The following is a 22,787-nucleotide window of genomic DNA, read 5'->3' as shown; positions in this document are numbered from 1 at the left end:
CGCTGTTTCATGGGCACATGCGGGTTGAGAGGTCGAATGTCAAGCTATTGGGCAGGGTTTTCTATGTCCTGTACGACGGTGTTGCTTGATTACTGACCCAACCCGACGGCCTGATGGATGGCAAAACCGGTTTTGACCGCGCGATAGGTCGGGAAGGGCATCCGCCCCGAGGTCTCGATATCGCGCTGGATCCAGTCGTGATCCTCTAACTGATGCAATGAGGCGGATAAGGCACGATCGGTGATGGTGATCAGATCCGACCTGATCGCCGAAAAGCGATGCGGGGTGCCGGTTAGGGCCAGGATGGGAACGGTCCACGACTTTCGAAGAAGCTTGTGCGTGGCGTCATCCGGGGCAACCTGAATGATCGCGCTGGCGATACGCGCGGCTTGGGTGCCTGCGGGGGTGAGGCGAAACTCGGGGCGTAGGGGATGGCCATGGCCGGGGTTACGCTCGAGCAGTTCGAGTTGGACGAGGTGATCGAGACTGGCCGCGAAGGCCGTTCGACTGGCGCTGGTTGCGGCGAGTAAAGGGGCTTGTCGCCCAGAAACACCGGAATGCATCAGCGCCAGAATGTTCAGTGACCATGCGCGGGAGGTGAGCTTGACAAGTAGAGCCATGTCCATAAAGTATAGTAACTATATTTAAATACAAAGGAAAGTTCAATGCCGCATGTTTCGTTAAAAAACACGATCACGTTTGCGATTTCAGTCAGGGATCGTCACGCCAGTGCGGATTGGTATCGTGACATGCTTGGGTTCGAACTTGCCCATCACATCGATGAAGCCGGGTGGAGCGAAATGCGCACCAATGTGGACGGAGTGACATTGGGTCTGGGAGAACAGGCCGAGCCGTCACCGGGCAATTGCGTTCCGGTCTATGAAGTTGGTGATATTGCCACGGCGCGTGGTGCGCTGGAAGCTGCCGGGGTGGCGTTTGATGGCCCGACGGAAACGATCGAGGGGATGGTCAGCACGGCCACATTCTATGATCCGGATCGCAATGCGATGATGCTGGCGCAAGATTTGACGAGCGGTTAATCTTAACACGGCGTACGATTGTTGTTGCGTTCGATGTTGCGTAACACATTGACTTTGCGCGCTTAATCACGTAGAAGTTATGTCATGCTAGAAGAAGTGGGCCACGGCCCCGGGGCGACCCGGTGGCCGTTTTTCGTTTCTCTCGTGCGGAGAAACTCACGCATGAGGTCACAGGCAAACATGACTTTGATTACCCCGGAAGAGCGGATTTCTCAGACGGCTGACTTGTTGCAGTCCCTTGAAAGATCCATTCGCGATCTGCGCCAAGCAGCGGAAGAACTGCGCCAGCAGATTGGTGCCGGGGAGGATGCAGACCTTGCCGGAGCAGGCAAGCAACTGGGGCAGCTAGAGGGGCTGATCCGAAGTTGTCAGAAAGTGGAGACAAGCTTTGTCGAACAACATCACAGACAAGCCGGAATTGCCCAAGGAGGGTATGCGCTCGACCTTGAGCGCGCTCGATTTGAAATCGGGTGCAGGTTGGCTCGCCTCCGCAGATGCTGCGGTTCGGGAGAGATTTCTGAGTGAGATCGGGGAGGGGGGGCTGTGTGCCCTCCCTTTCCTGTTTGAGTTTTGGGCGCTGCCGCATCAGTTGCCGCCCGAGGGTGATTGGCGATCCTGGGTGATCATGGGCGGGCGTGGCGCGGGCAAGACACGGGCTGGATCCGAATGGGTGCGGTCGATGGTCGAGGGGGCGAAACCGCTGGATCGGGGTGAGGCCCGCCGTGTGGCTTTGGTTGGAGAGACCTTCGATCAGGTGCGCGATGTCATGATTTTTGGTGACAGCGGGATATTGCGATGTTCGCCCCCGGACAGGCGGCCCAGTTGGAAAGCATCTGAACGCAAACTGATCTGGCCCAATGGGGCCGAGGCACAGGCATTTTCGGCAAATGATCCCGAAGGGTTGCGGGGACCCCAGTTCGATGCAGCTTGGGTGGATGAGCTGGCCAAATGGAAAAAGGCCGGGGAAACCTGGGATATGCTGCAATTTGCGCTGAGATTGGGTGAGCGACCGCGGGTCTGTGTGACGACCACGCCGCGGAATGTGAAGGTTTTGAAAGAGTTGCTGGCGTCGCCTTCAACGGTGCAGACGCACGCGCCGACCGAGGCGAACCGGGCAAATCTGGCCGCATCGTTTCTGGACGAAGTGCGCGCGCGCTATGCAGGCACGCGGCTGGGACGGCAGGAGTTGGATGGCGTATTGCTGTCGGATGCCGAGGGGGCGCTCTGGACCGGTTCGATGCTCGAGGCAGCACGGTGCGGGCAGGTGCCCGATTTGGACCGCATCGTGGTGGCGCTAGACCCGGCTGTGACGGCCGGTTCAGATACGGATGCCTGCGGGATCGTGGTCGTGGGGGCTCAGGTGCAGGGGCCGCCCGAGGAGTGGCGCGCCTATGTGTTGGCCGACCGGACGGTGCAGGGCGTTGGCCCAGCTGGTTGGGCGCAGGCGGCGATTGACGCAATGGATGAGTTCGGGGCCGAGCGTCTGGTGGCCGAGGTCAATCAGGGCGGGCAGCTTGTAGAAGAGGTCGTGCGGCAGGTGGACCCTCTGGTGCCCTATCGCGCGGTTCGGGCCTCCCGCGGCAAGGTCGCCCGGGCCGAGCCTGTGGCGGCGCTGTACGAACAGGGGCGTGTGGCGCATGTCTCGGGGTTGGATGCGCTGGAGGAACAGATGTGCCAGATGACCGCGCGGGGCTTTGAAGGGCAGGGCTCGCCCGACCGGGTCGACGCGCTGGTCTGGGCGCTGCATGAGTTGGTTGTGGGGCCTGCGGGGGTGTATCGGTGGCCTAGGGTTCGGAGTTTGTGAGCGAAGAAAATAGGCGGAGAGCGGCGGTTAAAAGGCTGCTCGCGGTCTGAAGTGACGTAACCAGAGAATTATGCTATGGACAAACCCTTTGCGGCCACAGGGTCGGGAAGGGAATTCCTAATGTCTACAAAAGACAAAAACTTCACCGGCTCAATTCCAGACATTTATGATGAATTCCTAGTTCCGTTGATTTTCGAATCTTATGCCTCAGACATGGCAAAGAGAGTCGCTGATGCAAAACCCAAAGCTGTTTTGGAAACTGCAGCGGGCAGCGGCGTAGTAACACGCGCGTTGGCCCCGCTGCTGAGCGACGGAATTCGTTATGTCGTTACTGATTTGAACCAACCGATGCTGGACAGAGCGTCAACGCAGCAGCCGAACGCCGATCAATTGGAATGGAGGCAGGCAGATGCGTTGGCGTTGCCCTTTGAGGCAAGTACCTTTGACGTTGTGTGCTGTCAATTTGGAGTGATGTTTTTTCCTGACAAAGTAGCAGGCTACAAGGAAGCCCTTCGCGTTTTGAAGGATGGCGGGTGTTTTATCTTCAATGTCTGGGACAGTATCGAAGAGAACGAGTTTGCGCATAGCGTGACGAAGACGGCATCTCGTTTTTTCCCGGAAGACCCCCCAGTGTTTTTAGCAAGAACACCCCATGGGCACGGCAATATTGGTCCAATTGTCGATGATCTAAAGGAAGCTGGTTTTACTGATATTGAAACATTGACAATTTCCGAGCAAAGCCGAGCGAGCACCCCCCAAGCTCCGGCAGTGGCTTATTGCCAGGGGACACCGCTAAGAAATGAGTTGGAAGAACGTGCTGCGGGCTCATTGGCTGAGATTACAGACGCGGCAGCAGCTGACATCGAAAAGCTGTTTGGTAAAGGGCCGGTGTCCGGCAAAATTCAGGGGCATGTATTTCTTGCGAGACCGTAAACCGAAATTGGTTTTTCCACGTACTCTGTTCGCTTCTGCGTTGTGAACTAGTAAGAATTCCAACCCGTTGCCCACCCCCCGTACGCCCCATTCCCGAGGCTTAAACTTCTTTCCGTCATAACTCCTTTCAACAAGCCGGGCAGTGCGGCGGCAGAAAGGAGCACAGATGGTATTCGATTTCTTGCGTCGTGGATCGGCTGGCGAGGCGCCCGAGGTGAAGGCGAGCGCGGCGGGGCCTGTGGTGGCGTGGCAGACGGGTGGGCGCGTGGCGTGGAGCCCTCGGGATGCGGTATCGCTGACGCGGACGGGGTTTTCGGGGAACCCGGTGGGGTTTCGCTCGGTTAAGTTGATTGCCGAGGCGGCGGCGGCATTACCACTGGTGTTGCAGGACCGTGAACAGCGCTATGAGACGCATCCGATGTTGACCCTCATGCGTCGTCCGAACGCAGCGCAGGGGCGGGCCGAGTTGATGGAGACCGTGTTCGGTCAGCTACTTCTGTCCGGCAACGCCTATATCGAGGCGGTACAGGCCGAAGACGGGCTGCCGGTTGAACTACATGTGCTGCGCTCGGACCGGATGAGCGTGGTGCCGGGCGCGGATGGCTGGCCCAAGGCGTATGACTATAGCGTCGGTGGCAAGACGCATCGTTTTGCGGCTGAAGTCATCTGTCACATAAAGTCCTTTCACCCGCAGGATGACCACTATGGATTTTCGCCGATGCAGGCGGCGGCTATGGCGATTGATGTGCATAACAGCGCGTCTCGGTGGTCGAAATCGTTGTTGGACAATGCGGCGCGGCCTTCGGGGGCGCTGGTGTGGAAAGGCGATGGCAATGGGGTGATGGCCGAAGATCAGTTCCGCCGCCTGTCCGACGAGATCGAGCAGAACTATCGCGGGGCGCGGAATGCCGGGCGACCGATGGTTCTGGAAGGGGGGCTGGATTGGAAGCCGATGGGGTTCTCTCCGTCCGATATGGAGTTTCAAAAGACCAAGGAAGCCGCTGCCCGCGAGATCGCGCTGGCCTTTGGGGTCCCGCCAATGTTGCTGGGAATTCAGGGCGACGCGACCTATTCGAACTATCAGGAGGCCAACCGGGCGTTTTATCGCCTGACCGTTCTGCCCCTGGTGACGCGGGTGGCGGCGGCAGTGTCAGAGTGGCTCTCGGGCTTTTCTGGCGAGGATTTGATGCTGAAACCCGATCTGGATCAGGTGCCCGCGTTGGCTACCGAACGTGATGCGCAGTGGACCCGCGTCAGCCGTGCCGATTTCCTGACAGATGCCGAGAAGCGGTCTTTGCTGGGGTTGCCGGCTCTGGCGGAGGATGCGGATGGCTGAAGGGTATCCGCCATTCGATTGCGCGCCGGGCTTGCGTCTGGCTGCGCATGAACGGGTGGCCGAGATTCAGCATGCGCACCTGTGCAAACGGTTGGATCAGATCGAAGAAATGATGGAGCGGTTAGAGCGCCGGTTGTGGCTGACGGTCTACGGTGTGGCCGCAGTGATCCTGGCACAGGCGTTTCAGTCTTTTTTGTCGGTAACACCATGAGTTCAAAGGTTTACGAGGAGTTGTTCATGGATTTGGAGCATAAGTTTGCGCGGTTCGGCGATAGGCTGTCTGTGTCCGAGGATGCAGTGATCGAAGGTTATGCCAGCCTGTTCGGTCAGGTCGATCAGGGTCGTGACGTGGTGCAGAAAGGCGCTTATCGCGCGTCCCTGGACGGGCTGGTGAAGGCCGGTCAGCGGGTCAAGATGCTGTGGCAGCACGACCCGGTGCAACCAATCGGCGTTTGGTACGAAGTGCGCGAAGACGATAAGGGCCTGTGGGTCAAGGGTCGTCTGCTGGAAAGCACACAAAAGGGTCGCGAGGCGGCAGAGCTAATCCGAGCGGGTGCCATGGACGGTCTGTCGATTGGCTATCGCACTAAGCGAGCCGTTAAGAATGACAAGGGCCAGCGGGTCCTGACGGAACTGGAGCTGTGGGAGGTGTCGCTTGTGACTTTCCCGATGCTGCCCAGTGCGCGGGTGGCGGCAAAGGGGACGACCCCGGATGCCGAAGAAACCCTGCGCAGTATTGCCGAGGTGTTCAACGACGCCCGGCAGGAGCTGGCGCGACCCTAGCGCGCCTCAAACCCACCCAAGAATGGAAGTGCTTATGAGCAAGACCGAGACCCCGGCCTTGACCGGAGAGGGTGCGCCCCTGGTTCAGGAGGTGAAGCAGGCGATGGCTGGCTTCGTAAATGAATTCAAGGGCCTGAAGGCTGAAGTGAAAACCAAACTGCAACAGACAGAAGAGCGACTGACTATGCTGGATCGTAAATCAACCATCGCGGCACGCCCGCATCTTGCTGCCTCGATCACCGAAGGCGCACCGCACCAAAAGGCTTTTGACGCTTATGTGCGTTCGGGTGACGATGACGGCCTGCGTGGGCTGGACATGGAGGCCAAGTCGCTGACCAGTGCGGTCAACAGCGATGGCGGTTACCTGGTCGATCCGCAAACCGCCGAGATCATCAAATCGGTGCTGAAATCCACCGCCTCGATCCGTTCGATCGCCTCGGTCGTGAATGTCGAAGCGAACTCGTTCGATGTGCTGATCGACCACACCGATGTGGGTGCGGGATGGGCGGATGAGGCCTCGAACGCGACCGAGACTGCGACTCCATCGATTGACCGCATCTCAATCGCGTTGCACGAGTTGAGCGCGCTGCCCAAGGCCTCGCAGCGCCTGTTGGATGACAGCGCCTTTGACGTCGAAGGTTGGCTGGCCGGTCGTATCGCTGACAAGTTTGCCCGCGCCGAGGCGTCGGCGTTTATCAGTGGCGATGGTGCCGACAAGCCGAAGGGTATTTTGGATCACGCCAAGGTCGACAATGACGTCTGGGATTGGGGCAATATCGGCTACGTTCCGACCGGCATTGATGGCGGTGTTGAGGCGGATGCCATTGTTGATGTTGTCTATGCGCTGGGCGCGCAGTACCGGGTCAATGGTACCTTCGTGATGAACTCGAAAACTGCGGGCCTGATCCGCAAGCTGAAGGACAGCGATGGCCGTTTCCTGTGGTCGGACGGTCTGGCCGCTGGCGAGCCTGCGCGCCTGATGGGCTATCCGGTGCTGATCGCCGAGGATATGCCGGATGCGGCATCCGACAGTTACTCGATCGCCTTCGGTGATTTCCAGGCAGGATACACCATCGCCGAACGTCCCGATCTGCGCGTTCTGCGCGACCCGTTCAGCGCCAAACCACACGTCCTGTTCTATGCGACCAAACGCGTCGGCGGCGACGTGAGCGACTTTGCCGCAATCAAACTGGTGAAATTCGGCACTGCCTAAGCGGTGGCGGATCCGGGGGGCTGGGTAACCGGCCCCTCGGGCGGCGGGTACGGGCCGGGGTGAGATCCCCTGCGTTGTCTAGCTGCTCCCCTCCGTCCGAGCAACGTGGGGCGGCCCGTGCCTGCCAATTTCCTGAAGTGACGACCCCCGGAGGGGGCCGAGATTGCGGAGTGAATGGATGATGTTGATCGAAGAAACCGTCATCGCGGATGCGGCGTTGCCGGTAGATCAGTTCAAGGCGCATCTGCGTCTGGGCGCGGGCTTTGACGAGGGCAGTGTGCAGAACGAGGTGCTGAACGGTTTCCTGCGGGCGGCGATCGCTGCGATCGAGGCGCGCACCGGCAAGGTGCTGATTGAACGCGAATTTTCTTGGAGCCTGAGCGAATGGCTCGATGCTGCAGGCGAGGTGCTGCCGGTAACCCCGGTGGTGACTGTGGGCGCGGTGACAATCCGCGATGCGGCGGGTTTGGAAAGCACAATCGCGCCCGATGCCTATCGGCTGGAACAGGACAGCCAGCGCCCCAGGCTGCGCCCAAAGGGCGCAATGTTGCCGAACATTGCGACAGGCGGCTCGGTGAAAATCACCTTTGCTGCAGGGATGTCGGCAGATTGGGGTGGGCTACCTGCTGATCTGGGTCAGGCAGTTTTGTTGCTGGCCGCGCATTACTACGAATACCGCGACGAGACTGCTTTGGGTGCTGGTTGTATGCCCTTTGGCGTAACCAGCCTGATCCAACGCTATCGCGTCGTGCGCTTTGGCGCAGGGGTGACGCAATGAAGGCGCCGCGATTGAACCGAAAGCTGGTTCTCGAAGCGCCAATCCGAACTGCCGACGGCGCAGGTGGGTACATCGAAACATGGGCCTCGTTGGGTACGGTTTGGGCTGAAGTCACTGCACGCAGCGGGTCCGAGCGTCAGGTGGCCGGGGTGCCAGTTTCGCGCGTGGGTTACCGCATCGTTGTGCGGGGTGCGCCCGAGGGGTCATTGATGCGCCCGTCGCCGGACCAGCGTTTTGCCGAAGGCATACGGCGTTTTGTTATTCGCGCGGTCGCCGAGCGTGACCCGCGTGGCCAGTACTTGACCTGTTTCGCGGACGAAGAGGTAGCGGCATGAGCTATGGCGTTTCAGCGGCCTTGCAGGCGGCGGTGTATCAGCAGCTTTCAGGCGATACGCAGGTCAGCACGCTGTCGGGCGGCGCGATCTATGACGCGGTGCCAGCAGGGGCGGTGCCCCAGACTTATGTGACGCTGGGCCCGGAAGAGGTGCGGGATGCCTCGGACCGATCGGGCGCTGGTGCCCTGCATCGGTTCACGGTGTCGGTGATGTCCGAGGCCGCCGGGTTTGGCGCAACCAAGGCCCTTGCGGGGGCGGTGTGCGATGCGCTTGAGGGTGCAGCACTGACCCTGGATCGCGGGCGACTGGTGGGGCTGTGGTTCGAACGCGCCTCGGCCCGCCGGACGGGAACCGGCGGTGCCATCCGCCAGATCGACCTGAGATTCCGCGCCCGCGTGGAAGACGACTAAGCAATCAACGGAGAGAGCATATGGCTGCCCAGAACGGAAAAGACCTGTTGGTCAAAGTGGATATGAACGGCTCGGGCCTGTTCGAGACCATCGCGGGGCTGCGGGCCACGCGGGTCAGTTTTAACGCGGAAAGTGTGGATGTCACCAGCCTGGAAAGTCAGGGTGGTTGGCGCGAGCTGTTGTCGGGGGCCGGGGTGAAGTCCGCTGCGATCTCGGGTTCGGGCGTATTCAAGGATGCAGGCACCGACGAACGCGCAAGACAGCTGTTTTTTGACGGTGAGACACCGAACTTTCAGGTGATCATTCCCGATTTCGGCATCGTTGAAGGCGCGTTTCAAGTCACCGGCATCGAATATGCGGGGTCGCACAATGGCGAGGCGACTTATGAGATGAGCCTGGCCAGCGCCGGCGCTTTGGCCTTCACGGCACTGTAATCCTATGGCTAATCCGTGGACAGGCGAGGTGGCATTGACCATCGATGGAGAGCGGCGGGTGCTCAAGCTGACGCTGGGTGCTTTGGCGGAATTGGAACAACAGCTGGGCACTGGGTCTTTGGTGGAACTGGTGCAGCGCTTCGAAGGTGGGGCCTATTCCAGCGGTGATGTGCTGGCATTGATCGTGGCCGGGCTGCGAGGCGGGGGCGCCGATGTCGCCCGATCGGATCTGCTGCGGGCCGAGATCGATGGTGGGCCGATGGCTGGCGCCAAGGCTGCGGCTGAACTGCTGGCACGGGCCTTCATGGTACCGGGTGACGCATGAGCGGGTTCGACTGGCCCGCCCTTATGCGGGCCGGTTTCGTCGGCCTGCGCCTGACGCCGGATCAGTTCTGGCGTCTGACACCGGCTGAATTGCGACAGATGTTGGGGCAAGGGGCCGGGATGACAGCGATGAACCGGGCTGGGTTGGACGCTTTGCTGGCGGCCTATCCGGACAAGCAACAAGGAGAGCGTGATGACGGATCGTGACGGGTTGGATGACCTGCAGGAACGGGGTGAGGCGCTGGGCGACTCTTTGGGGGATGCGGCGTCGATGGCTGCGGCATTCGACAATCAGATGAAGCGGATCAGCGCAGCCTTTGAAGAAACCGGCAAGGACGTCGCCACGTTGGAGCGCGGTATGTCCGGCGGTTTGCGCAAGGCATTTGACGGCGTGGTGCTGGACGGCATGAACCTGTCAGATGCGCTGGATGTGCTGAAGAACTCGATGATCCGCACGGCCTATTCGGCGGCGATCAAGCCTGTGACCGATCACTTTGGCGGTATGCTGGCCAATACGGTTGGTGGTCTGGTGCAGGGAATTTTGCCCTTTGCCAATGGCGGCAGCTTTTCGCAGGGCCGGGTGATGCCCTTTGCCAATGGCGGTGTGGTCAGCGGCCCAACGACATTTCCGATGCGGGGCGGCACCGGACTGATGGGCGAGGCCGGCCCCGAGGCGATCATGCCTCTGGCGCGCGGGCCAGATGGCAAGTTGGGCGTGCGGACATCCGGCGGAGGGCGCGCAGTGAACGTGGTGATGAATATCACAACGCCGGACGTGCAGGGGTTCAGACGCAGTCAGGGTCAGATCGCCGCTCAGATGAGCCGCGCCTTGGGTCGCGGCAATCGCAACAGGTAACACGAGGGAGCAGCTCATGAATTTCCACGAGGTAAGATTTCCCGCCAGCCTGAGCTTTGGTTCGGTCGGCGGCCCCGAGCGGCGCACAGATATCGTGACGCTGGCCAACGGGTTCGAAGAACGCAACACGCCCTGGGCGCATTCCCGTCGCCGCTATGACGCCGGGCTGGGGATGCGATCATTGGACGATATCGAGACGCTGGTTTCGTTTTTCGAAGCCCGTCAGGGGCAGATGTTCGGTTTTCGTTGGAAAGACTGGTCGGATTACAAGTCCGGGGCTGCGACAGCAGACGTGGCAATGGATGATCAGGTCATTGCTCGTGGTGACGGTACAAGCACCGAGTTTCAGCTGGTCAAAACCTACAGCTCGGGCGGGTTCAGCTATGTCCGCCCAATCGTCAAACCGGTTTTGGGTACCGTGCGGATCGGTTTGGAACAGGATCAAATGCGCGAAGGCGTAGATTTTGAAGTGGACATAAACAGCGGTCTGATCACGTTTACTGCGCCGCCGCCTGAAGAGGTGGAAGTCACCGCCGGATTTGAGTTTGACGTCCCGGTTCGTTTTGACACCGACAAGATTCAGACCAGTGTCGCTAGTTTTCAAGCGGGCGACGTACCCAACGTTCCAGTGGTCGAGGTACGTGTATGATGAGCGGCGATAAGCAGGGGCTGCACACCCATCTGCAAACAGGGTTGACCACAACCTGCCGATGCTGGGCGATCCGGCGTGAGGACGGGCAGGAATACGGTTTCACCGATCATGACATGGAACTGAGCTTTGACGGGATGACCTTCAAGGCCAGCACGGGCCTGACGGCCACGGCTATCGAACAAGCCACCGGACTGTCCGTCGACAACTCTGAGGCCATGGGGGCCTTGTCCGATGCTGCGGTCACAGAAGAAGACATCGAAGCGGGTCGGTTCGACAATGCTCAGGTCCGGGCGTGGCTGGTCAACTGGGCCGGGCCTGAACAGCGTTTTCTGCAATTCAAAGGCTCGATCGGTGAGATGCGCCGCGCAGGTGGTGCATTTCACGCCGAATTGCGCGGTTTGACTGATCTGCTCAACCGACCGATGGGCAGGGTTTACCAGAAACCTTGTACGGCAGTTCTGGGGGACGGTGATTGCAAGTTCAATCTCGGCGCGCCAGGGTATCAGGCCGAGGCTGAAGTGGTCGCTTTGATTGCCGGCACTGTCCTGCAATTGAAAGGGGCAGAAGCACCGGATGAAGCCTGGTTCAGGCGGGGCAGATTAGATGTTTTGTCCGGTCGGGCAACCGGGTTGTGGGCCGCAATCAAACAGGATGACCGGATCGTAGGTGGGCGCAATGTTACGCTTTGGTCCGGGATCAGCGGCGGCCTGGCCGTCGGGGACCGGGTAAAGCTGACAGCAGGGTGCAACAAAAGTATGCACACCTGCCGGAAAAAATTCAATAACATCATCAACTTTCAGGGATTTCCTGACCTGCCCGGTGAAGACTGGGTAATGGCGGTGCCCAAGCAAGGCAATCCCAACACTGGGGGAAGCAGACGATGAGCGGTCATAGGCAGGATATTGTCGACGAGGTGCGGGGCTGGTTGGGAACGCCTTACGTGCATCAGGCTTCGGTCAAAGGGGTGGGTACGGATTGTCTGGGCCTTGTGCGTGGTGTGTGGCGCGCGCTGCTGGGGTACGAACCCGAAACGGTGCCGAGCTATAGCATGGACTGGTCTGAGCCGCAGGGCGAAGAGCGCATGTGGGCAGCGGCCCGCCGTCACCTGATCGAAAAGAACCCCAGTTCTGCGAAGGCGGGCGATGTTTTGATGTTCCGTATGCGCGATGGGCGTGTTGCCAAGCATGTAGGTATCGTCAGCGAAACCGCACCCGCGCTGCGGTTTATTCACGCCTATTCCGGCTACGGCGTCGTCGAAAACACGCTGAGTGATCCCTGGCGCCGCCGGGTGGTCGCCTGTTTTGAATTCCCGCTGGAGGATGTGTGATGGCTACAATAATTCTGTCTGCAGCAGGAGCCGCGGTCGGCGGAGCGATTGGCGGCACTGTTGCGGGGCTGTCGACCGCGGTGATCGGCCGCGCCATTGGGGCAACGCTGGGCCGGGTCATCGACCAGCGGTTAATGAGCCAGTCGGTCATGGGCGGCGGCAGCGAAGTGGTCGAGACCGGGCGCTTGGACCGTTTCCGCCTGACCGAATCCGGAGAGGGTTCTCCGGTCGCTACGGTTTTCGGGCGTATGCGGGTGGGTGGTCAGGTTATCTGGGCGTCGGATTTTCTGGAAACCAAAAGCACAAGCACAACCTCGCAGGGTGGCGGAGGTGGCAAGGGATCTCCGAAATCGCCCGAGGTCACAACAACCACGCACAGCTACAGCTATTCGATTTCTCTGGCCATTGCGGTAGGGGCGGGGCAAATTTCGGACGTCCCGCGCATTTGGGCTGATGGAGAGGAACTGGAGCTCTCACCTCTGAACATGCGTATCTATCGGGGGAACGACCATCAATTGCCGGACCCTCTGATCGAAGCCATTGAGGGCGCAGGCAACGTTCCGGCCTATCGTGGCACGGCTTATGTTGTGATCGAAGGTTTGCAACTGGCGCCGTTTGGAAACAGGGTGCCGCAATTCTCATTCGAAGTCGTACGTCAGGAACAGCCGGGATTGCCGGATACGCCGGATGCCCTGTTCAAGACCATCCGGGGCGTTGCCCTGATGCCGGGCACCGGTGAATATGCGCTGGCCAGCGAACAGATCAATTACACAAAAGGGCGTGGGCAAAGCTGGGCGGCGAATGTCAACTCTACCTCGGGGAGGCCGGACCTGGTGACCTCGACCCGGGCGCTGCAACGTGAGTTGCCTTCCTGCGAGGCGGCCTCTTTGATCGTGTCGTGGTTTGGCGATGACTTGCGGTGCGGGCAATGTCAAATTCAGCCCAAGGTTTTGCGCAAAGACATCGAAGGCAAGAACATGCCCTGGCGCGTGGCAGGTGTGACCCGACAGACCGCCCAAGCTGTCAGGTACGAAAATGACCGCCCCGTCTATGGCGCAACCCCTGCGGATCAATCCGTAGTTCAGGCAATCCGGCATATGAAAAGTATTGGCAAACGGGTTATGTTTTATCCGTTTATCCTGATGGATCAATTGCAAGGCAACGGTTTGCCAGACCCGTGGTCGGATGCACCCAACCAGCCGCATTTGCCTTGGCGGGGGCGCATCACGCTTAGCACCGCGCCCGGTAGAAAAGGATCACCGGAAAAAACGGCGACGGCCGACGCGCAGGTGGCCGCGTTCTTTGGACACGCACGCGCCAGTGACTTTGCCGTTGGCGATGGCGAAGTGACCTATAGCGGCCCTCAGGAATGGGGTTTGCGCCGCTTCATTCTGCATTATGCGGCATTGTGTAAAGCTGCTGGAGGGGTGGAGTCTTTTTGCATCGGTTCCGAAATGCGCGGGCTGACCCAAATCCGAGGTCTGACCGGCTTTCCAGCAGTTTCCCAAATGCAAGCCTTGGCCGCCGAAGTGCGCGAAATCTTGGGGCCAGGCACAAAAATCGGGTACGCATCGGATTGGAGCGAGTATTTCGGCTATCAGCCGAATGATGGAACCGGGGACCGTTATTTTCACCTTGATCCACTGTGGGCAGATGAAAACATCGATTTCGTCGGTATCGACAATTACATGCCCCTGTCGGATTGGCGGGATGGTGAGGATCACGTGGATCTGAAGGCCGGCACAGACGCGATCTATGACCTCGACTACCTTCGAGGCAATATCGAAGGCGGAGAAGGCTATGACTGGTATTATGCCTCGCCGGAAGAGGCCGAAGCCCAGATAAGAACGCCGATCACGGATGAGGAGCATGATGAGGCATGGGTCTGGCGTTACAAGGACCTTCGCAATTGGTGGTCGAACCGGCATCACGAACGCATTGGCGGTGTACGTCAATCGAACCCGACCGATTGGGTGCCTAACTCAAAACCTATCTGGTTTACGGAACTGGGTTGCGCGGCCATCGACAAAGGAACCAATCAGCCGAACAAGTTTCTTGACCCGAAATCCTCGGAATCCAGCCTGCCGAAATACTCTTCCGGTCGGCGCGATGATTTCATGCAGGTGCAGTACTTGAAAGCGATGTATGGCTACTGGTCTGATCCGGCAATCAACCCGCTTTCGGATCAATATGATGGTCACATGGTTGATATGGCGAACGCCTATGTTTGGGCATGGGATGCGCGTCCGTTTCCAACGTTTCCGAACCTGCGAAGCCAGTGGAGCGACGGGGCGAACTATCCCCGAGGTCATTGGTTGAATGGACGGTCAGGCACGCGGACTCTGGCCTCTGTGGTCACTGAAATCTGCCACGGTGCCGGAGTAACGGATATCGACGTGTCGCGTCTGGATGGCGTCGTACGGGGCTATCTGGTTCAAGATGTCTCTAGCGCGCGCGCGGCATTGCAGCCCTTGATGCTGCGTTATGGGTTTGATGCGATTGAACGGGATGGTGTCCTGCTGTTTCAGATGCGCGACGGTCGCAAGGTGGTCGGATTGGATACAGACGATCTGGCAGACAGCTCTGATATCGAAGGCCGCGTGGAATATCGCAGAGAAGCCGAGGCCGAAATGACAGGCCGCGTTCGGTTGCGCTTTGTACAATCGGACGCCGATCATGATGTAGTGTCTGAAGAAGCCATCTTGCCGGGCACTCGAACGCATTCGGTGGCCGTGAACGAGATGCCTCTATCGCTGACACGGGCCGAAGGCCGCCAAACCGCTGAACGCTGGCTAAGCGAGGCGCGAGTCTCACGCGAGACAGCGCGCTTTGCATTGCCGCCGTCGATGTTGCATCTGGGGGCGGGTGACGTCGTGAGCCTGACCAAAGACGGGCAGAGTGCACGCTATCGCATCGACCGGCTAGAGCAGGCCGATCTGCAACTGGCCGAGGCAGTGCGCATCGAACCCGGCGTCTATGCGCCATCTGATCTGCCTGACGATCAAGTTTCGATCAAACCCTTTGTGGCACCGGTTCCTGTTTTGCCTGTGTTCCTGGATTTGCCGCTGCTGACCGGGTCCGAAGCCCCACATGCCCCATACCTTGCTACTTCGGCCAACCCATGGCCCGGCAGTGTTGCCGTCTATTCGGCGGCCAGTGACGAAGACTATGCTCTGCAAGAGGTGATCTCGGGGCAAGCGATAATTGGATTTACCGAAACCCCGCTGAGACGGGCAAGCGCCGGTGTCTGGGATGAAGGAACGCCGCTGCGCGTCAATCTGGTTGATGGCCTGCTGGAATCGCGCCCTCGGGATGCGTTGCTGAACGGGGCCAATCTGGCCGCGATCGGTGATGGAACACCCGGCAATTGGGAGCTGTTCCAATTCGCCGACGCCACGCTGCAAGAAACGGGCGTCTATACATTGTCCGGTCGCTTGCGCGGTCAGCTTGGGACGGATGCGATCATTCCCGATGTCTGGCCCGATGGGTCGATGTTCGTCCTGTTGGATCAGCGTGTTTACCAAACCGGCTTGTTGCGGTCCGAGCGGCGTGTGGGCAAGCACTACCGCATTGGTCCGGCAACGCGCGGGTATGATGACCCGTCCTATGTACATCTTGTCGAGGCGTTCGACGGCAAAGGGTTGCGCCCATACGCACCGGTGCATCTGAAGGCGATGGGAACAGCCGCAGGTGATCAACTGTCGTGGATACGTCGAACCCGGCTGGATGGGGACGATTGGGCGGGGATCGAGGTTCCGCTGGCCGAGGAAAGCGAATCCTACCTTCTGCAAATACGAACCAACGGGACCCTGGTACGGGAACAGATCGTGAGCGTTCCAAACTGGACCTACACGTCAGCAATGAAAGCAGACGATGGGATCAACGGGCCTTATGAAGTCCACATTGCACAGGTTTCAGCCAGCTACGGGCCGGGACTATTCGCCCAAGTGGCAGTCGGGTGATCCACTGAATGCGCCCTATCCTGCATGGAGATGTCGCGGCGGCGGCGCGGGCCTTGCTGGCCGCGCTGCCGCAGGATCGCGACCGCCTTTGTACACGTCTCATCCAAGAAGCTGCGCTGGCCGACCAATATGTCGGCCAGACGGGTAATCTTCATCCATTGTTCGGGAATGGATCTTTGATGGCAACCGCGCGAAACAGGCGGCTAGCGGATGAACCCGGATTTGATGATGTGCAATATTGTCGCTGTTTCGAACTGGTTTTGCAGCATCTGATCCGGTTTCAGATCAGCCGGACGCACAACTGACGCATTTCGTGGCGGCAAGGTCCAGATTCAATCGACCGCCAGGAATCTCATCGCCGCAATCTTCGCAATACCCGAATTCTCCGTCATGTATGCGGTCCAGGGCGGCTTGTAACCGATGCGTTTCGATATCCCGATTGGCCTGTTGTGCCTTGGCCATCGCCTGATTCTGCAGGGCATCCATTCTGCTAAGGCGGCCGACGGCCTGCTGATCAAGCTCAACAATGGCCTGAGCCTGCTTTTCCACCGCGGAATGTTCTGAAAGTTCAGCCAATCTTGCCTGAATTTTCGCTTCATAGCCTGCCAAATCAGTTTCATTCATTTTCGTTACTCTGCCGATCACGGGTTTGCGTTTGGCGTTTTTCCCACTAAATGGCATTCTAGGCGCAGCAAAGGATCAAAAGCCATGTTGGAAAAGCGCAGTCAGGTTACTCCGGTCGACCCGGTTTGGAATCGTATCACGACCGAAGCTCATGCAGCGGTCGAAAGCGAACCATTGATGGGTGGTCTGGTTCACGCTTGCATCCTGCACCACCGAAGCCTTGAGCGGGCCCTTTCATACCGGGTGTCGGCCAAGCTGTGTTCGAACGAAATGTCGATGATGGTGCTGCGTGAAATCGTGGATGAAGCCTATGCGGATGACGCTTCGCTGCTTGAAGCGGCCCGTGCGGACCTGATGGCAGTCTATGAACGTGATCCGGCATGCCACCGATTGTTGCAGCCGATCCTTTATTTCAAAGGCTACCAGGCGATGCAGGCTTATCGCGTGGCGCATTGGCTGTGGAAAAAAGGGCGCCACGATCTAGCGTATTTCTTCCAGATGCGCTCGTCCGAGATTTTCGGGATCGACATTCACCCTGCTGCGAAAATCGGCAAAGGCATCATGATCGACCACGCCCATTCGATTGTCATTGGTGAAACAGCTATTGTCGGTGACAATGTCTCGATGCTGCATTCCGTGACACTGGGTGGGACAGGCAAGGAAGAAGAGCAGCGCCACCCGACCATCGGTAACGGTGTGCTGATCGGGGCCGGGGCCAAGGTTCTGGGCAACATTGTGGTCGGCCATTGCAGCCGCATCGCAGCGGGGTCTGTGGTTCTTCAAGAAGTTCCTGCCTGCAAGACCGTGGCAGGTATTCCCGCAAAGATCGTCGGCGAGGCTGGGTGCGATCAGCCCTCGATCTCGATGGATCATATGCTGGGCAAAGACCAGTAATTCAACCTTAGTTCGAGCGGTTTTTCTTTCTGTTCAACCGCTCGATCCGCTTTTCCTCGCGGCGCTTTTTGCGCGCCTCGATACGTTTGGCGCGCTCAGCTTTGCGCTTGGCAACTTCAGCGGGATCCGGGTTATAGGTCGAGTTCTCGCCCGGATAGCCGTTGGGCTTTGCGATCGCAGCAACGGGCAGCGACGTCGCCAACAATGAAACCACCAGAAAGCACTTGGCCGAGTTCACGAGGGTCATGGGGCACCTTTGCATCAGAACTAGCAATGCAATCAAGGTGGTCTGTTGCGTGTGTCTGAGCAACTATCGCAGCGATCACGACTGCTCACAACATGGCAGTGATTTGGTAGGCCACGCCAGGGAATGATCCGGCGTGGCCTGTATTCACAAGGCTTTACGCCAGCATAACCATGGGGTTTTCAAGATTATCGACGATGGCTTGCAGCAATTCCGCACCTAACGCGCCATCAATGACCCGGTGATCCACCGACATGGTGACCGACATGACTGTGGCAACGGTAAGTTCGCCATCGTCGCCGACAACCGGTTTTTTGACGCCCGAGCCCACGGCCAGAATGCCGGCGTGAGGCGGGTTCACAATGGCGTCGAAATTGTCGATGCCGAACATACCCAGGTTCGAGATGGCAAATGTGCCGCCCTGATACTCGTGCGGTGCCAGTTTGCGTTCACGGGCGCGACCCGCAAGGTCTTTCATCTCGGTCGACAGGGCCGACAGGGATTTGGTGTCGGCATCCTGCAGAACCGGTGTGAACAGGCCACCCTCAATTGCAACTGCGACGGCCACATCCGAAGGTTTTAGTTGCAGAACTCGGTCTTCCGCCCAGACGGCATTGCATTGCGGTACTTGCTGCAGGGCGTTGGCGACGGCCTTGATGATGAAGTCGTTGACGCTGAGCTTTACGCCTCGGCCTTCCAGCTGTTTGTTCAACTGGCCGCGGAATTTGAGCAGCGCGTCGAGCTTGATATCGCGGCGCAGGTAGAAATGCGGGATGGTTTGTTTGGCCTCGGACAGGCGCGCGGCGATGGTCTTGCGCATACCGTCCAGCTTGACCTCTTCATACTCTCGCCCTTCGTACATGCGGGCCACGGCATCTGCCGACGGACCAACCGGTGCCGCAGCGGGTGCGGGTGCCGTAGCAGGGGCCGAAGCGGCAGCAGTGGCCGGAGCAGCCGTGGCGCTTTCGACATCTGCCTTGACGATGCGGCCATGCGGACCGGACCCTGCGATTTGCGTCAGGTCCAGACCTTTTTGTGCCGCAATCCGGCGGGCCAGCGGAGATGCAAAGATACGACCGCCATCCGCCTTGGCCGGAGCAGCTGGGGCAGGGGCGGGCGCCTCGGACACCGCTGGCGCGGCGGCCTCGTTGCCCGCGGCGGCTGCGGGGGCAGCCGCAGGTGCGGCGATGGGCGTGGACGCGATATCATCGGCGCTTTCGCCATCTTCCAGCAGAACTGCGATGGCGGTGTTGACCTTGACCCCTTCGGTGCCTTCGGGGATCAGGATCTTGCCGATGGTGCCTTCGTCGACGGCTTCGAACTCCATCGTGGCCTTGTCGGTTTCGATCTCGGCCAGCAGGTCACCGGACGAGACGGTATCGCCTTCCTTGACCAGCCATTTAGCAAGCGTGCCTTCTTCCATCGTCGGTGACAGGGCGGGCATCAGAATTTCTGTGGGCATCTATCTGTCGCTCCTTACCGGTAAGTCACTTGTTTGACAGCGGCGATCACCTCATCGGTGGTGATCAGAGCCAACTTTTCAAGGTTGGCAGCGTAGGGCATTGGCACATCCTTGCCGGTGCAATTAATGATGGGCGCGTCGAGGTAGTCGAACGCCTCCTGCATCACTACGGACGAGATGTAGCTGCCGACCGAACCTTGCGGCCAGCCTTCTTCTACGGTCACCAGGCGGTTGGTTTTCATCACTGAGTTGATGATCGCGCCGGTATCCATGGGGCGGATGGTGCGCAAGTCGATCACTTCGGCGTTGATGCCTTCCTCGGCCAGCTTGTCGGCTGCTTCCAACGCGAACTGCATGCCGATGCCAAAGCTGACGATGGTCACGTCCGAGCCTTCGCGCCAGATACGGGCTTTGCCCAAAGGGATAGCCAGGTCATCGACCTGTGGCATATCGAAGGAGCGGCCATAGAGGATTTCGTTTTCCAGGAAGACCACAGGGTTGGGATCGCGGATCGCTGATTTCAGCAGGCCTTTGGCGTCGGCTGCAGAATAGGGCATCACTACCTTCAGGCCGGGGACCTGCATGTACCATGCGGCGTAGTCCTGAGAGTGCTGTGCGGCCACGCGGGCAGCAGCACCGTTAGGGCCACGGAACACGATGGGGCAGCCCATCTGACCACCGGACATATAGAGCGTCTTGGCGGCCGAGTTGATGATCTGGTCCATCGCCTGCATGGCGAAGTTGAAAGTCATGAACTCGACAATCGGTTTCAACCCGCCAAAGGCAGAGCCAACCGCGATACCGGCGAAGCCATGCTCGGTGATTGGGGTGTCGATCACGCGCTTGGACCCGAATTCGTCCAGCAAGCCTTGGGAAATCTTATAAGCGCCCTGATATTCGGCGACCTCTTCGCCCATCAGGTAGACATCTTCGTCGCGGCGCATCTCTTCGGCCATGGCGTCGCGCAGGGCTTCGCGGACCGTTTCAGATTTCATCTCGGCGTCGGCAGGCCAATCGGGTGACAGATCAACAACTGGTGCTGCCGGCGCCGTGGATGGAGCGGGGGCCTCAACCGCCGCTGGGGTGGCCTCGGCCACCGCTGTGGCTGCAGGCGCAGCCGCGGGCAGGGCCGAGGCGTCTTCGCCTTCCTCGACCAGAACCGCGATTGGGGTGTTAACCTTGACCCCTTCGGTGCCTTCCGCGATCAGGATCTTGCCGACGATGCCTTCATCGACCGCTTCGAATTCCATTGTCGCCTTGTCGGTTTCAATTTCGGCCATGATGTCGCCGGAAGAAACGGTATCGCCTTCCTTGACCAGCCATTTGGCCAATGTGCCCTCTTCCATCGTGGGCGAGAGTGCGGGCATGAGAATTTCGGTTGCCATGTCTTAATCGTCCTCTCAGGCGTAGATATCTGTCCAGAGCTCATCCAGCGACGGCTCGGGGCTTTCTTTCGAGAATTCGGCGGCCTGGTTGACGATCTCTTTGATCTCTTTGTCGATCGCCTTCAGATCCTCCTCGGTCGCGTGTTTGCCGGTCAGCAACAGCTCGCGCACATGTTCGATCGGGTCGCTTTGTTCACGAACCTTCTGAACCTCTTCGCGGGTGCGGTACTTGGCCGGGTCGGACATCGAGTGGCCGCGATAGCGATAGGTCTTGATTTCCAGAATGTAGGGGCCTTTGCCTGCGCGGCAGTGCGCGACGGCTTTTTCACCTGCGGCTTTAACCGCCAGAACATCCATGCCGTCGACCATTTCGCCTGGTATCCCAAAGGCTTGACCTCGGTGGTAGATGTCAGCGGAAGACGTCGAACGCGCCTGAGCGGTGCCCATGGCGTACTGGTTGTTCTCGATCACGAACACCACCGGCAGTTCCCACAGCGCGGCCATGTTGAAGGTCTCATAGACTTGACCCTGGTTCGCTGCGCCATCACCGAAATAGGTGAAGGTCACGCCGCCGTTTCCCTTGTACTTGTCGGCAAAAGCCAGGCCTGCACCCAATGGCACCTGCGCGCCAACGATACCGTGGCCGCCGTAGAAGTGCTTCTCTTTCGAGAACATGTGCATCGAGCCGCCCTTACCTTTGGACAACCCGCCTTCGCGCCCTGTCAGTTCGGCCATCACACCGCCCGGTTCCATCCCACATGCCAGCATGTGGCCGTGGTCGCGGTATGAGGTGATGCGTTTGTCACCTTCCTTGGCTGCGGCCTCAAGGCCCACAACGACGGCTTCCTGCCCAATATACAGGTGGCAGAACCCACCAATCAGACCCATGCCGTAAAGCTGGCCTGCTTTTTCTTCGAATCGGCGGATCAAAAGCATTTCGCGGTAGTAGGTTTTAAGCTCTTCCGCAGAAACATTTGGTTTCTTTGTGGTTTTTCGCGCAGCCATCGTGGCGATCTCCCCCTTCCGGACAGATAGTTTAGCGTTAAACTATCTCATAAAGCATTTCCGGCAATCTGGCGAGAGTAAATATGACGCATCGTCATTTCGCGCGGCTTCAGGCCGGGGGACCTTCGGGCAAAGTAGGATTTCCAAGAAAAATGTCGGTCCGGCTTAGCGGATGACGATTTCGTCCGAACGGATCATGCCTAGGACCGAACGGGCTTGCTGATCCAGCAGATCGAGGTCCAAATAAGTGTCGGACAAACGGCGGGTCAGGTTATCCATCTCGGCGATCTCGGCCTTAAGCTTGGCCAGGTCTTGTGACAGGGCGTCCCGTTCCGCTGCAATCTCGACCCGTCTGAATAGGCCATAGTCGCCCTGCACGGCGGCGAAGGTGAAATACACACCCAGCATGAAAGCCACCATGAAGAATACAACTGCGCCCAAACCGGGCCGATGGGAACGGGACACTCTGTTTACCGCCGTATGAAGTCTGCCTCAAAAACGTGCCCTTTGCGGGCATCTGTTTGCACTATGTCACAGGTGATTCGGCTTGTGAATCCCTTGATTCGCACTTTTTCGCGAATGGTCGGATTAAGTTTCTCAGCGCGCAGACTTTAAGATCTGATTGCGCGTCAGGGTTTGTTGTTCCATGCAATCCCAATAGAACATGGGCGCCGCGCTGCCGTCACTATCCAGTTCCGGGTCGCAGGCTGCGTCGCGCGCTTTCAGCCAGGCGCGCTGTTCGTCCAATAGGGCCTGACCGTTTCCGCGTGCGTCGACCATTGGTTTGACCTCAGCCCAGATACGGTTCAGTTCGCGATCAGCGATTTCCCACTTTTCCTTGGCGCAGAAATTGGCGTCGAGTTGCGTTTGCCCTTCGCAGCTGGATTGTGCCGCAGAGTAGGCAGGTATCAATATGGCGACCAGGCAGACTATGAACCTCATGACAAAATCTCCGATTCAACAAGGAGAGACTACCATGAGGCCCG

28 protein-coding genes are annotated in these 22,787 nt (G+C 59.0%); 20 read left to right on the top strand and 8 right to left on the bottom strand.

Features of this window, described 5'->3' with window-relative positions:
- Window positions 1-89: 89 nt before the first annotated feature.
- Window positions 90-620: a winged helix-turn-helix transcriptional regulator gene (locus ACR0M2_RS07030; protein ID WP_480704376.1), complete on the bottom strand. Its 531-nt coding sequence runs from the start codon at window positions 618-620 to the stop codon at window positions 90-92.
- Window positions 621-665: 45 nt separating this feature from the next.
- On the opposite strand from ACR0M2_RS07030, the gene ACR0M2_RS07025 reads away from it, so the two are divergent.
- The 19 genes from ACR0M2_RS07025 (at window position 666) to ACR0M2_RS06935 (ending at window position 16,492) form a co-directional block, all read left to right on the top strand.
- On the top strand, window positions 666-1,040 hold the full coding sequence (locus tag ACR0M2_RS07025) for a VOC family protein (protein ID WP_170396213.1): 375 nt from the start codon (window positions 666-668) through the stop codon (window positions 1,038-1,040).
- Window positions 1,041-1,473: 433 nt separating this feature from the next.
- Window positions 1,474-2,844 carry a DNA-packaging protein gene (locus tag ACR0M2_RS07020; RefSeq protein WP_170396479.1) on the top strand — a complete coding sequence of 457 codons (1,371 nt, stop codon included), beginning with the start codon at window positions 1,474-1,476 and terminating at the stop codon, window positions 2,842-2,844.
- Window positions 2,845-2,964: 120 nt separating this feature from the next.
- The gene (locus ACR0M2_RS07015; RefSeq protein WP_170396211.1) at window positions 2,965-3,777 is read left to right on the top strand and encodes a class I SAM-dependent methyltransferase; all 813 of its coding nucleotides are present in this window, start codon (window positions 2,965-2,967) and stop codon (window positions 3,775-3,777) included.
- A 166-nt stretch (window positions 3,778-3,943) separates the two neighbouring features.
- On the top strand, window positions 3,944-5,113 hold the full coding sequence (locus tag ACR0M2_RS07010) for a phage portal protein (protein WP_480704375.1): 1,170 nt from the start codon (window positions 3,944-3,946) through the stop codon (window positions 5,111-5,113).
- Window positions 5,106-5,324 (top strand): GTA head formation protein, RCAP_rcc01685 family, encoded by a 219-nt coding sequence (locus ACR0M2_RS07005; RefSeq protein WP_058280601.1) that lies wholly within the window; start codon window positions 5,106-5,108, stop codon window positions 5,322-5,324. The genes ACR0M2_RS07010 and ACR0M2_RS07005 overlap by 8 nt, the downstream gene beginning before the upstream one ends.
- 26 nt (window positions 5,325-5,350) lie before the next feature.
- Entirely contained in the window at window positions 5,351-5,896 is a 546-nt protein-coding gene (locus ACR0M2_RS07000) for an HK97 family phage prohead protease (RefSeq protein ID WP_480704374.1), read from the top strand.
- A gap of 34 nt (window positions 5,897-5,930) precedes the next feature.
- Window positions 5,931-7,109 (top strand): phage major capsid protein, encoded by a 1,179-nt coding sequence (locus tag ACR0M2_RS06995; RefSeq protein ID WP_480704373.1) that lies wholly within the window; start codon window positions 5,931-5,933, stop codon window positions 7,107-7,109.
- Between the two features lie 178 nt (window positions 7,110-7,287).
- Window positions 7,288-7,887, top strand: a complete 600-nt coding sequence (locus ACR0M2_RS06990) for a head-tail connector protein (RefSeq protein WP_480704372.1) — start codon at window positions 7,288-7,290, stop codon at window positions 7,885-7,887.
- Entirely contained in the window at window positions 7,884-8,222 is a 339-nt protein-coding gene (locus tag ACR0M2_RS06985) for a phage head closure protein (protein WP_226688315.1), read from the top strand. Before ACR0M2_RS06990 ends, ACR0M2_RS06985 begins: the two co-directional genes overlap by 4 nt.
- Window positions 8,219-8,632: a DUF3168 domain-containing protein gene (locus ACR0M2_RS06980; RefSeq protein WP_480704371.1), complete on the top strand. Its 414-nt coding sequence runs from the start codon at window positions 8,219-8,221 to the stop codon at window positions 8,630-8,632. The genes ACR0M2_RS06985 and ACR0M2_RS06980 overlap by 4 nt, the downstream gene beginning before the upstream one ends.
- 20 nt (window positions 8,633-8,652) lie before the next feature.
- Complete coding sequence (locus ACR0M2_RS06975; RefSeq protein ID WP_058280596.1) at window positions 8,653-9,066, top strand: phage major tail protein, TP901-1 family; 414 nt, start codon at window positions 8,653-8,655, stop codon at window positions 9,064-9,066.
- Window positions 9,067-9,070: 4 nt separating this feature from the next.
- Complete coding sequence (locus tag ACR0M2_RS06970; protein ID WP_170358975.1) at window positions 9,071-9,391, top strand: gene transfer agent family protein; 321 nt, start codon at window positions 9,071-9,073, stop codon at window positions 9,389-9,391.
- Window positions 9,388-9,597 carry a rcc01693 family protein gene (locus ACR0M2_RS06965; protein ID WP_480704370.1) on the top strand — a complete coding sequence of 70 codons (210 nt, stop codon included), beginning with the start codon at window positions 9,388-9,390 and terminating at the stop codon, window positions 9,595-9,597. Before ACR0M2_RS06970 ends, ACR0M2_RS06965 begins: the two co-directional genes overlap by 4 nt.
- A complete protein-coding gene (locus tag ACR0M2_RS06960) occupies window positions 9,584-10,246 on the top strand; it encodes a phage tail tape measure protein (protein ID WP_170349055.1) in 663 nt (220 codons plus the stop codon). The genes ACR0M2_RS06965 and ACR0M2_RS06960 overlap by 14 nt, the downstream gene beginning before the upstream one ends.
- A gap of 16 nt (window positions 10,247-10,262) precedes the next feature.
- Window positions 10,263-10,895, top strand: a complete 633-nt coding sequence (locus ACR0M2_RS06955; RefSeq protein ID WP_480704369.1) for a phage distal tail protein, Rcc01695 family — start codon at window positions 10,263-10,265, stop codon at window positions 10,893-10,895.
- Entirely contained in the window at window positions 10,895-11,782 is an 888-nt protein-coding gene (locus ACR0M2_RS06950; RefSeq protein WP_480704368.1) for a DUF2163 domain-containing protein, read from the top strand. The genes ACR0M2_RS06955 and ACR0M2_RS06950 overlap by 1 nt, the downstream gene beginning before the upstream one ends.
- Entirely contained in the window at window positions 11,779-12,225 is a 447-nt protein-coding gene (locus ACR0M2_RS06945; RefSeq protein ID WP_480704367.1) for an NlpC/P60 family protein, read from the top strand. The genes ACR0M2_RS06950 and ACR0M2_RS06945 overlap by 4 nt, the downstream gene beginning before the upstream one ends.
- Window positions 12,225-16,187 (top strand): baseplate multidomain protein megatron, encoded by a 3,963-nt coding sequence (locus tag ACR0M2_RS06940; RefSeq protein ID WP_480704366.1) that lies wholly within the window; start codon window positions 12,225-12,227, stop codon window positions 16,185-16,187. Before ACR0M2_RS06945 ends, ACR0M2_RS06940 begins: the two co-directional genes overlap by 1 nt.
- A gap of 8 nt (window positions 16,188-16,195) precedes the next feature.
- Window positions 16,196-16,492 (top strand): DUF7742 family protein, encoded by a 297-nt coding sequence (locus tag ACR0M2_RS06935; RefSeq protein WP_480704365.1) that lies wholly within the window; start codon window positions 16,196-16,198, stop codon window positions 16,490-16,492.
- Here the strand turns inward: ACR0M2_RS06935 and ACR0M2_RS06930 are convergent.
- Window positions 16,473-16,811 (bottom strand): TraR/DksA family transcriptional regulator, encoded by a 339-nt coding sequence (locus ACR0M2_RS06930; protein ID WP_480704364.1) that lies wholly within the window; start codon window positions 16,809-16,811, stop codon window positions 16,473-16,475. The genes ACR0M2_RS06935 and ACR0M2_RS06930 overlap by 20 nt on opposite strands.
- A gap of 84 nt (window positions 16,812-16,895) precedes the next feature.
- Here ACR0M2_RS06930 and cysE point away from each other — a divergent pair, with 84 nt between their 5' ends.
- Window positions 16,896-17,705: a serine O-acetyltransferase gene (gene cysE, locus ACR0M2_RS06925; protein ID WP_170358963.1), complete on the top strand. Its 810-nt coding sequence runs from the start codon at window positions 16,896-16,898 to the stop codon at window positions 17,703-17,705.
- A 7-nt stretch (window positions 17,706-17,712) separates the two neighbouring features.
- Here cysE and ACR0M2_RS06920 read toward each other — a convergent pair whose 3' ends face one another.
- The 6 genes from ACR0M2_RS06920 to ACR0M2_RS06895 form a co-directional block, all read right to left on the bottom strand.
- Entirely contained in the window at window positions 17,713-17,952 is a 240-nt protein-coding gene (locus ACR0M2_RS06920) for a hypothetical protein (protein WP_170358960.1), read from the bottom strand.
- A gap of 154 nt (window positions 17,953-18,106) precedes the next feature.
- The gene (locus ACR0M2_RS06915; RefSeq protein WP_480704363.1) at window positions 18,107-19,411 is read right to left on the bottom strand and encodes a pyruvate dehydrogenase complex dihydrolipoamide acetyltransferase; all 1,305 of its coding nucleotides are present in this window, start codon (window positions 19,409-19,411) and stop codon (window positions 18,107-18,109) included.
- A 14-nt stretch (window positions 19,412-19,425) separates the two neighbouring features.
- On the bottom strand, window positions 19,426-20,796 hold the full coding sequence (locus ACR0M2_RS06910; RefSeq protein ID WP_480704362.1) for a pyruvate dehydrogenase complex E1 component subunit beta: 1,371 nt from the start codon (window positions 20,794-20,796) through the stop codon (window positions 19,426-19,428).
- A 15-nt stretch (window positions 20,797-20,811) separates the two neighbouring features.
- Window positions 20,812-21,801, bottom strand: a complete 990-nt coding sequence (gene pdhA / locus ACR0M2_RS06905; RefSeq protein ID WP_170349044.1) for a pyruvate dehydrogenase (acetyl-transferring) E1 component subunit alpha — start codon at window positions 21,799-21,801, stop codon at window positions 20,812-20,814.
- 165 nt (window positions 21,802-21,966) lie between these two features.
- On the bottom strand, window positions 21,967-22,266 hold the full coding sequence (locus ACR0M2_RS06900) for an FtsB family cell division protein (protein ID WP_170349043.1): 300 nt from the start codon (window positions 22,264-22,266) through the stop codon (window positions 21,967-21,969).
- A 132-nt stretch (window positions 22,267-22,398) separates the two neighbouring features.
- Window positions 22,399-22,743, bottom strand: a complete 345-nt coding sequence (locus tag ACR0M2_RS06895) for a lysozyme inhibitor LprI family protein (protein ID WP_170375783.1) — start codon at window positions 22,741-22,743, stop codon at window positions 22,399-22,401.
- Window positions 22,744-22,787: the final 44 nt, after the last annotated feature.

The organism is Ruegeria sp. BE10, from assembly GCF_056538905.1.
Note: the sequence above shows the minus strand (reverse complement) of the source record. Positions and strands in the feature narration are given on the sequence as shown.

Bases quoted from the DNA above. Each gene is read 5' to 3' on its own strand.
- ACR0M2_RS07030 (WP_480704376.1), bottom strand. From the start codon at position 620: ATGGCTCTACTTGTCAAGCTCACCTCCCGCGCATGGTCACTGAACATT.
- ACR0M2_RS07025 (WP_170396213.1), top strand. From the start codon at position 666: ATGCCGCATGTTTCGTTAAAAAACACGATCACGTTTGCGATTTCAGTC.
- ACR0M2_RS07020 (WP_170396479.1), top strand. From the start codon at position 1,474: ATGCGCTCGACCTTGAGCGCGCTCGATTTGAAATCGGGTGCAGGTTGG.
- ACR0M2_RS07015 (WP_170396211.1), top strand. From the start codon at position 2,965: ATGTCTACAAAAGACAAAAACTTCACCGGCTCAATTCCAGACATTTAT.
- ACR0M2_RS07010 (WP_480704375.1), top strand. From the start codon at position 3,944: ATGGTATTCGATTTCTTGCGTCGTGGATCGGCTGGCGAGGCGCCCGAG.
- ACR0M2_RS07005 (WP_058280601.1), top strand. From the start codon at position 5,106: ATGGCTGAAGGGTATCCGCCATTCGATTGCGCGCCGGGCTTGCGTCTG.
- ACR0M2_RS07000 (WP_480704374.1), top strand. From the start codon at position 5,351: ATGGATTTGGAGCATAAGTTTGCGCGGTTCGGCGATAGGCTGTCTGTG.
- ACR0M2_RS06995 (WP_480704373.1), top strand. From the start codon at position 5,931: ATGAGCAAGACCGAGACCCCGGCCTTGACCGGAGAGGGTGCGCCCCTG.
- ACR0M2_RS06990 (WP_480704372.1), top strand. From the start codon at position 7,288: ATGATGTTGATCGAAGAAACCGTCATCGCGGATGCGGCGTTGCCGGTA.
- ACR0M2_RS06985 (WP_226688315.1), top strand. From the start codon at position 7,884: ATGAAGGCGCCGCGATTGAACCGAAAGCTGGTTCTCGAAGCGCCAATC.
- ACR0M2_RS06980 (WP_480704371.1), top strand. From the start codon at position 8,219: ATGAGCTATGGCGTTTCAGCGGCCTTGCAGGCGGCGGTGTATCAGCAG.
- ACR0M2_RS06975 (WP_058280596.1), top strand. From the start codon at position 8,653: ATGGCTGCCCAGAACGGAAAAGACCTGTTGGTCAAAGTGGATATGAAC.
- ACR0M2_RS06970 (WP_170358975.1), top strand. From the start codon at position 9,071: ATGGCTAATCCGTGGACAGGCGAGGTGGCATTGACCATCGATGGAGAG.
- ACR0M2_RS06965 (WP_480704370.1), top strand. From the start codon at position 9,388: ATGAGCGGGTTCGACTGGCCCGCCCTTATGCGGGCCGGTTTCGTCGGC.
- ACR0M2_RS06960 (WP_170349055.1), top strand. From the start codon at position 9,584: ATGACGGATCGTGACGGGTTGGATGACCTGCAGGAACGGGGTGAGGCG.
- ACR0M2_RS06955 (WP_480704369.1), top strand. From the start codon at position 10,263: ATGAATTTCCACGAGGTAAGATTTCCCGCCAGCCTGAGCTTTGGTTCG.
- ACR0M2_RS06950 (WP_480704368.1), top strand. From the start codon at position 10,895: ATGAGCGGCGATAAGCAGGGGCTGCACACCCATCTGCAAACAGGGTTG.
- ACR0M2_RS06945 (WP_480704367.1), top strand. From the start codon at position 11,779: ATGAGCGGTCATAGGCAGGATATTGTCGACGAGGTGCGGGGCTGGTTG.
- ACR0M2_RS06940 (WP_480704366.1), top strand. From the start codon at position 12,225: ATGGCTACAATAATTCTGTCTGCAGCAGGAGCCGCGGTCGGCGGAGCG.
- ACR0M2_RS06935 (WP_480704365.1), top strand. From the start codon at position 16,196: ATGCGCCCTATCCTGCATGGAGATGTCGCGGCGGCGGCGCGGGCCTTG.
- ACR0M2_RS06930 (WP_480704364.1), bottom strand. From the start codon at position 16,811: ATGAATGAAACTGATTTGGCAGGCTATGAAGCGAAAATTCAGGCAAGA.
- cysE (WP_170358963.1), top strand. From the start codon at position 16,896: ATGTTGGAAAAGCGCAGTCAGGTTACTCCGGTCGACCCGGTTTGGAAT.
- ACR0M2_RS06920 (WP_170358960.1), bottom strand. From the start codon at position 17,952: ATGACCCTCGTGAACTCGGCCAAGTGCTTTCTGGTGGTTTCATTGTTG.
- ACR0M2_RS06915 (WP_480704363.1), bottom strand. From the start codon at position 19,411: ATGCCCACAGAAATTCTGATGCCCGCCCTGTCACCGACGATGGAAGAA.
- ACR0M2_RS06910 (WP_480704362.1), bottom strand. From the start codon at position 20,796: ATGGCAACCGAAATTCTCATGCCCGCACTCTCGCCCACGATGGAAGAG.
- pdhA (WP_170349044.1), bottom strand. From the start codon at position 21,801: ATGGCTGCGCGAAAAACCACAAAGAAACCAAATGTTTCTGCGGAAGAG.
- ACR0M2_RS06895 (WP_170375783.1), bottom strand. From the start codon at position 22,743: ATGAGGTTCATAGTCTGCCTGGTCGCCATATTGATACCTGCCTACTCT.